The sequence below is a fragment of the Streptomyces sp. NPDC037301 genome (assembly GCF_055602785.1).
In genome coordinates, this window is sequence record NZ_JBVJWD010000127.1 from 1 (window position 1) to 5,150 (window position 5,150).

Here is a 5,150-nt window from a genome sequence, read left to right on the forward strand (position 1 = left end):
CCCGGCCGGACACCCCAGTCGTCACCCTCGTCGGACCCACCAAACCAGCCCCAACCTCCCGGAAAAAGACCTAAATCACCGGTATTGGGCCTAGCCCCGCATGCCCCTCGGGCCCCGGCCACCGTCCAGCGGGCGGCGGCACGACGCTGAGCGGCTTCCCGCTGTACGGCCGGCACCACTTCGCGCAGGTCGGCCGGACCCCTTTCCGCCTTCTTCCGGGGATTGCGCAGAGCGGATCCCCCGACGAGGCCTCCTCCATCCACACCCCCGACCCCCCGCCTCGACGTGCTCTCCACTCCTCGGCAGCGGCTCTCACCGGAACCGATGGAGGTGCTGGGCCAGTCACTGGGGCTGATCCACTACCGCACGTGGCTCCGTGGCTCCTTCCCCGACTCGACCCTGCGCGTGCACGGCCTCGCGGACCGGGCCCAGGTGTTCCTCGACGGAGTGCCGCTGGGCGTCCTGGAGCGGACAGGGTCGCTCGACGCGCTGCCGATCAACGTCCCCGACACCGGTGCCGAACTCGACCTGCTGGTGGAGAACATGGGACGGATCAACTACGGCCCCTTGCTGGAGGATCGCAAGGGCATCAGCGGCGGCGTCCGGATCGACGGCCAGTACCGGTTCGACTGGGGGATTCGCCCCCTCCCGCTGACCGATCTGGCAGGCCTGCGGTTCGGGGCCGTCGAACACGTCGAGGGCCCGGCCTTTCACCGTGCGACGCTGCAGGTACCGGAACCGGCCGACGGTTTCCTGGCCCTGCCGGGCTGGACCAAGGGCCAGGTGTGGCTGAACGGCTTCGCCCTCGGCCGTTACTGGGACCGCGGACCCCAGCGCACCCTGTACGCCCCCGCCCCGGTGTGGCGGGCCGGCCGAAATGAACTCGTGATCCTGGAACTGCACCGGCCGGGCGAGCGGATCGAGCTCTGCGACGCCCCGGATCTGGGCCCGACCGACTGACCTCCGGACTGCCAAGTGGCTCCGGTCCGTATTCCTTCCGGACCGGAGCCACCTGAAGCGAGTCCCGGAGGGCCGACGGGATTCCGCCGGCTTCCGCCTGTCTGAATCAGCTCTGGCCGTGCCCGAAGTACGCGGCCAACTCCCGGTCCGGGGCCGCGACCTCGACGGCCAGGCCGCCGTCCCGCAACGACATGGTGGCCGCGTAGCCGGCGGCCACCGCTTCGCGGGCCGCGACGGGCGAGGTGACGGTGGCTCCGCCGTCCCGTACGAACCGCAGGAATTCCGCCATCAGCGCGGGATCGGCGCCCCCGTGCGTGCCGGTCGGTGTGTGCACGGGCACCACCAGATCGGCCTCGGCGCGGCCGTCGGAGCGGCGGTTCCACACGTGGACCTCCGCTCCCTCCGAGTCGCCGAAGTTCTCCAGGCGCCCCTCGGTGCCGATCACCGTGTAGTTGCGCCAGTAGTCGGGGGTGTAGTGACACTGCTGGTAGCTCGCGAAAACTCCGTTGTCCAGCTGCATCTGCATCATGCTCAGGTCCTCCACGTCCACCACCGGGTGGAGACCGGTCTGGCTGAGTGGCGGCCAGTTCTCCGTCGACAGCCACTCGGTCATCCGCTCCCCGCTGCGGTCGCGGTGTGAGTCGATGTCCCCGTAGACCGTCAGCCCGCCCATGGCGTTCACCCGCCGGGTGTAGCCGCCGGCCAGCCAATGGATGACATCAATGTCGTGCGCGCCCTTCTGCAGCAGCAGGCCGGTGGTGAGGCGTCGGTCGGCGTGCCAGTCCTTGAAGTAGAAGTCCCCGCCGTGGCCGACGAAATGGCGGCACCAGATGGCCTTGACCTCGCCGATCGCCCCCTTGGTGATCAGTTCACGCATGGCCACCACGACCGGCATGTGGCGCATGTTGTGGCCCACGTACAGCGGGGTCCGATGCCGGTGAGCAGCCGCGAGCAGCCGGTCACACCCCTCGGTGGTGATCGCCATCGGTTTGTCCAGGAACACCGGTACACCGGCCTGAAGGAAGTCCAGGCCGATCTCCTCGTGCGTGTGGTCCGGAGTCAGCACCAGCACGCCGTCGAGTCCCGCGTCGAGCAGCTCGTGGTGATCCGCGGAGGTCCGCACCTGGGTGCCGAATCGCTGTTCGGCGCGCGTCAGCAACTGTCGGTCGCGGTCGCAGGCGGCGGCCACCAGTGAGCCCGATCCGGGCTGGTGGGCCAGATCGGCCAGGTCGCTGCGATTACCCAGGCCGATGACGCCGAGCCTGATGTCGTCCAAGGTGCTTGCCCTTTCAGAAGGTTTCGACCCCAGCAGGGCGAGGATGACCGGATGATAGATCTGGAACATATCCGGTTGCATGGTGGGTTTGTGCCTGATTCTGAGGGGGTCGGGATGGTGCCGATCGCCAGGGCGGCCGCGCTCTCAGGGGTGCTTCGGCCGGGCGGAGAAGGATGTTGCCCCGGTGGGAGGTGGGGTGAGGCGGTCGGTGCGGGACGGAACGAGTCTGAGCTCGCCGGATCCTGGCGTCAAGAGTTTGAATGTGATTCACTGACCCCGGATTGGCTGATATATCAGAAACATATCGCAAATGGCGCGTCTCTGCGTCGCTCGGCGACCTCACGCCCGACGTGGACCGCCGTACTGTCCGGACCGCCGTGACATGGATCGACGGAGAAGTGGATCGACGTGAAAGGGGAGCGCCGTTGACCCGCGCAGCCCGCAGCACCGCACCCGCGCCGCAACCCCCGGGCGACGCGGCCGGTTACCGTCCCGGCTACGAGGTCGCGGCCGAACGCATCCTCGAGTACCTCGTCCTGGCCGGCCTGGGGCCCGGCGCCCGGCTGCCCACCGAGCAGGACCTGGCCGACCGGGTGGGGATGAGCCGGACCGTGGTCCGCGAGGCGGTGAAGATCCTCTCCGCGCTGGGCCGGCTGTCCGTGCACAAGGGCCGCGGCATCTACGTCGCCCAGCCCGACCAGTCCTCCTGGCAGCACTCCCTGACCCATTTCCTGCCCGCCGATCTGCGTCAGGTCGACGAACTCTTCGAATTCCGACGCCACTTGGAAACCACCACCGCCCGCCTGGCCGCCGAACGCGCCACCCCCGCCCAGGTCAAAGCCGTCCGCGCGGCCGCCCACCAGTCCACCCGGGCCGCCCGGCAGGACGACATCGACGCCTTCAGCCACGCCGACGACACCTTCCACACCGCCATCGCCACAGCCACCAACAACGCCTTCTTCGCCGCCACCATCGACACCCTGCGTCGCCTGCAACACCAGGTCACCGCCATAGGACTGGCCGGCCTCGCGGGCGGCTCCCTGCGCGACGCCGCCGCCCAGCACGAAGCCATCGCCCACGCCGTCGCCACCGGCGAACCCACGCACGCGCACACCCTCATGGCCCACCACATCGACCGGACCACCCACCAGTTCCAACGAGAGATCCGGCACCGCATCGCCCCGGGCCACCCCAACGCCTGAACCCCACACCACCACCCATGAAGGACACCCATGCGAATCACCGACGTGACTGTGGAACTGGTCGATCTGCCCGCTCAGCCGCCCTTCCGGTGGCGGGCAGGGCTGCCCGGATCGGAGCCGGCGGTCGTGGGCGGGATCCTGCGGGTCCACACGGACGAAGGCCTGGTGGGCGAGGCGCACACGAGACGTGGGCTGATCGTCGCCGATCTGGTGAACCGCCGTATACGTGAGGACCTGCTCGGCCGCGACCCGCTGATGCGCGAGCTGCTGTGGCACCGCCTGTGGGAGCTGGACCGCATAGAGGAACTCCCCATCTACGCGCTCGGCCTGGTCGACGTAGCGCTGTGGGATCTGGCCGGCCTCGCGGCCGGGCAGCCGGTCCACCGGCTGCTCGGCCCCTACCGCGAGGCCATCCCCGCCTACGCGAGCACGGTCACCTTCGGCAGCGTCGAGGAGTACCTCGATGTGGCCGACCAGTGTCTGGAGCTCGGCTACTCCGCCATCAAGCTGCACGCGTGGGGAGACCCGCGAGCCGACGCGGGCCTGTGCCAGAAGCTGCGGGCCCACGTCGGTGACGACGTCCCGCTCATGTACGACGGCTCGGCCGGGTTCGACCTCGCGGACTCGGTGTACCTCGGCCGCGCACTGTCCGAGGCGGACTACCTGTGGTACGAGGAGCCGATGCGCGAGTTCAGCGTGACCGCCCACCGGTGGCTGGCCGAACAGGTCGACATTCCGCTGCTGGTCGCGGAGACCTCCGACGGCGCGCATTTCAACGCTGGTGACTTCATCATGGCGGGCGCGGCGAGCCGGGTCCGCACCAGCGCGCAGCTCAAAGGCGGGATCACCGGAGCCCTGCGCATCGCGCACCTGGCCGAGAGCTACAACCTGCGGGCCGAGGTGCACGGCAGCGGAGTGGTCAACGCCCACCTGTGCATGGCGATCCCCAACACCACCTACTACGAGTCCCTCGTGTACACCAACCCCGTACAGCGCGAGCCGGCGGTCGGTGCCGACGGGCTGGTGCGGGCGCCGTCGGCCCCCGGCATCGGCTTCGATCAACCGGGCTGGTGACGACTTCTGAGCGAACCAAGAGGGCGGCTCCGGCACGTCCTTGACGATGTCTCAGGTTCCAACGTCTCAACGCCTCGGCGTCTCAACGCCTCAACGCCTCGGCGTCTCAACGCCTCGGCGTCTCAACGCCTCAACGCCTCAGCGCCTCGGCGCCTCAGCGCTTCGTGGAAAGGAGCCACACCATACCCGTGCAACGCTACGCCTCGGTCATACGCCTGCGTGGGGAACTCGAGGCGGAATACCGCGCCTTGCACGCGGCGGCCTGGCCCGAGGTCCTCGCGACCCTCAAGCGCGCCCACATCGGCAACTACTCGATCTTCCTGCGTGACGGGCTGCTCTTCAGCTACCTCGAGTACACCGGCGAGGACTACGCGGCCGACACCGCGCTCATCGCCGAGTGCCCGGTCACCCGGGACTGGTGGGCCCGTACCGACCCCTGCCAGCAGCCACTGGACAGTGTCGGAGACGGCGAGTGGTGGGCACCTGCCGAAGAGGTCTTCCATCTCGAGTGACATCAGGGGCAAGCGGGGGGGGGGGGGGGGGGGGGGGGGGGGGGGGGGGGCCCCCCCCCCCCCCCCCCCCCCCCCCGGCCCCCGCTCCCTGCCTGCGACATGTCACCGAAGGCAATCATCGAGTCG

The 5,150-nt window shown here is 69.4% G+C and carries 5 protein-coding genes; 4 read left to right on the forward strand and 1 reads right to left on the reverse strand.

Annotation, left to right across the window (positions count from 1 at the left end; translation table 11 throughout):
- The first annotated feature begins 285 nt into the window (after window positions 1–285).
- Complete coding sequence (locus ACZ7IB_RS48565) at window positions 286–960, forward strand: hypothetical protein (RefSeq protein WP_470921742.1); 675 nt, start codon at window positions 286–288, stop codon at window positions 958–960.
- 106 nt (window positions 961–1,066) lie between these two features.
- On the opposite strand, the gene ACZ7IB_RS48570 is transcribed toward ACZ7IB_RS48565, so the two are convergent.
- Window positions 1,067–2,236: a Gfo/Idh/MocA family protein gene (locus tag ACZ7IB_RS48570; RefSeq protein ID WP_470921743.1), complete on the reverse strand. Its 1,170-nt coding sequence runs from the start codon at window positions 2,234–2,236 to the stop codon at window positions 1,067–1,069.
- Between the two features lie 425 nt (window positions 2,237–2,661).
- On the opposite strand from ACZ7IB_RS48570, the gene ACZ7IB_RS48575 reads away from it, so the two are divergent.
- From ACZ7IB_RS48575 to ACZ7IB_RS48585, 3 genes are all read left to right on the forward strand, one after another.
- Window positions 2,662–3,438 (forward strand): FadR/GntR family transcriptional regulator, encoded by a 777-nt coding sequence (locus ACZ7IB_RS48575; RefSeq protein ID WP_470921744.1) that lies wholly within the window; start codon window positions 2,662–2,664, stop codon window positions 3,436–3,438.
- 30 nt (window positions 3,439–3,468) lie between these two features.
- Window positions 3,469–4,512, forward strand: coding sequence for an enolase C-terminal domain-like protein (locus ACZ7IB_RS48580; RefSeq protein ID WP_470921746.1), 1,044 nt, complete (start codon window positions 3,469–3,471; stop codon window positions 4,510–4,512).
- Between the two features lie 182 nt (window positions 4,513–4,694).
- A complete protein-coding gene (locus ACZ7IB_RS48585) occupies window positions 4,695–5,024 on the forward strand; it encodes an L-rhamnose mutarotase (protein WP_329838102.1) in 330 nt (109 codons plus the stop codon).
- Window positions 5,025–5,150: the final 126 nt, after the last annotated feature.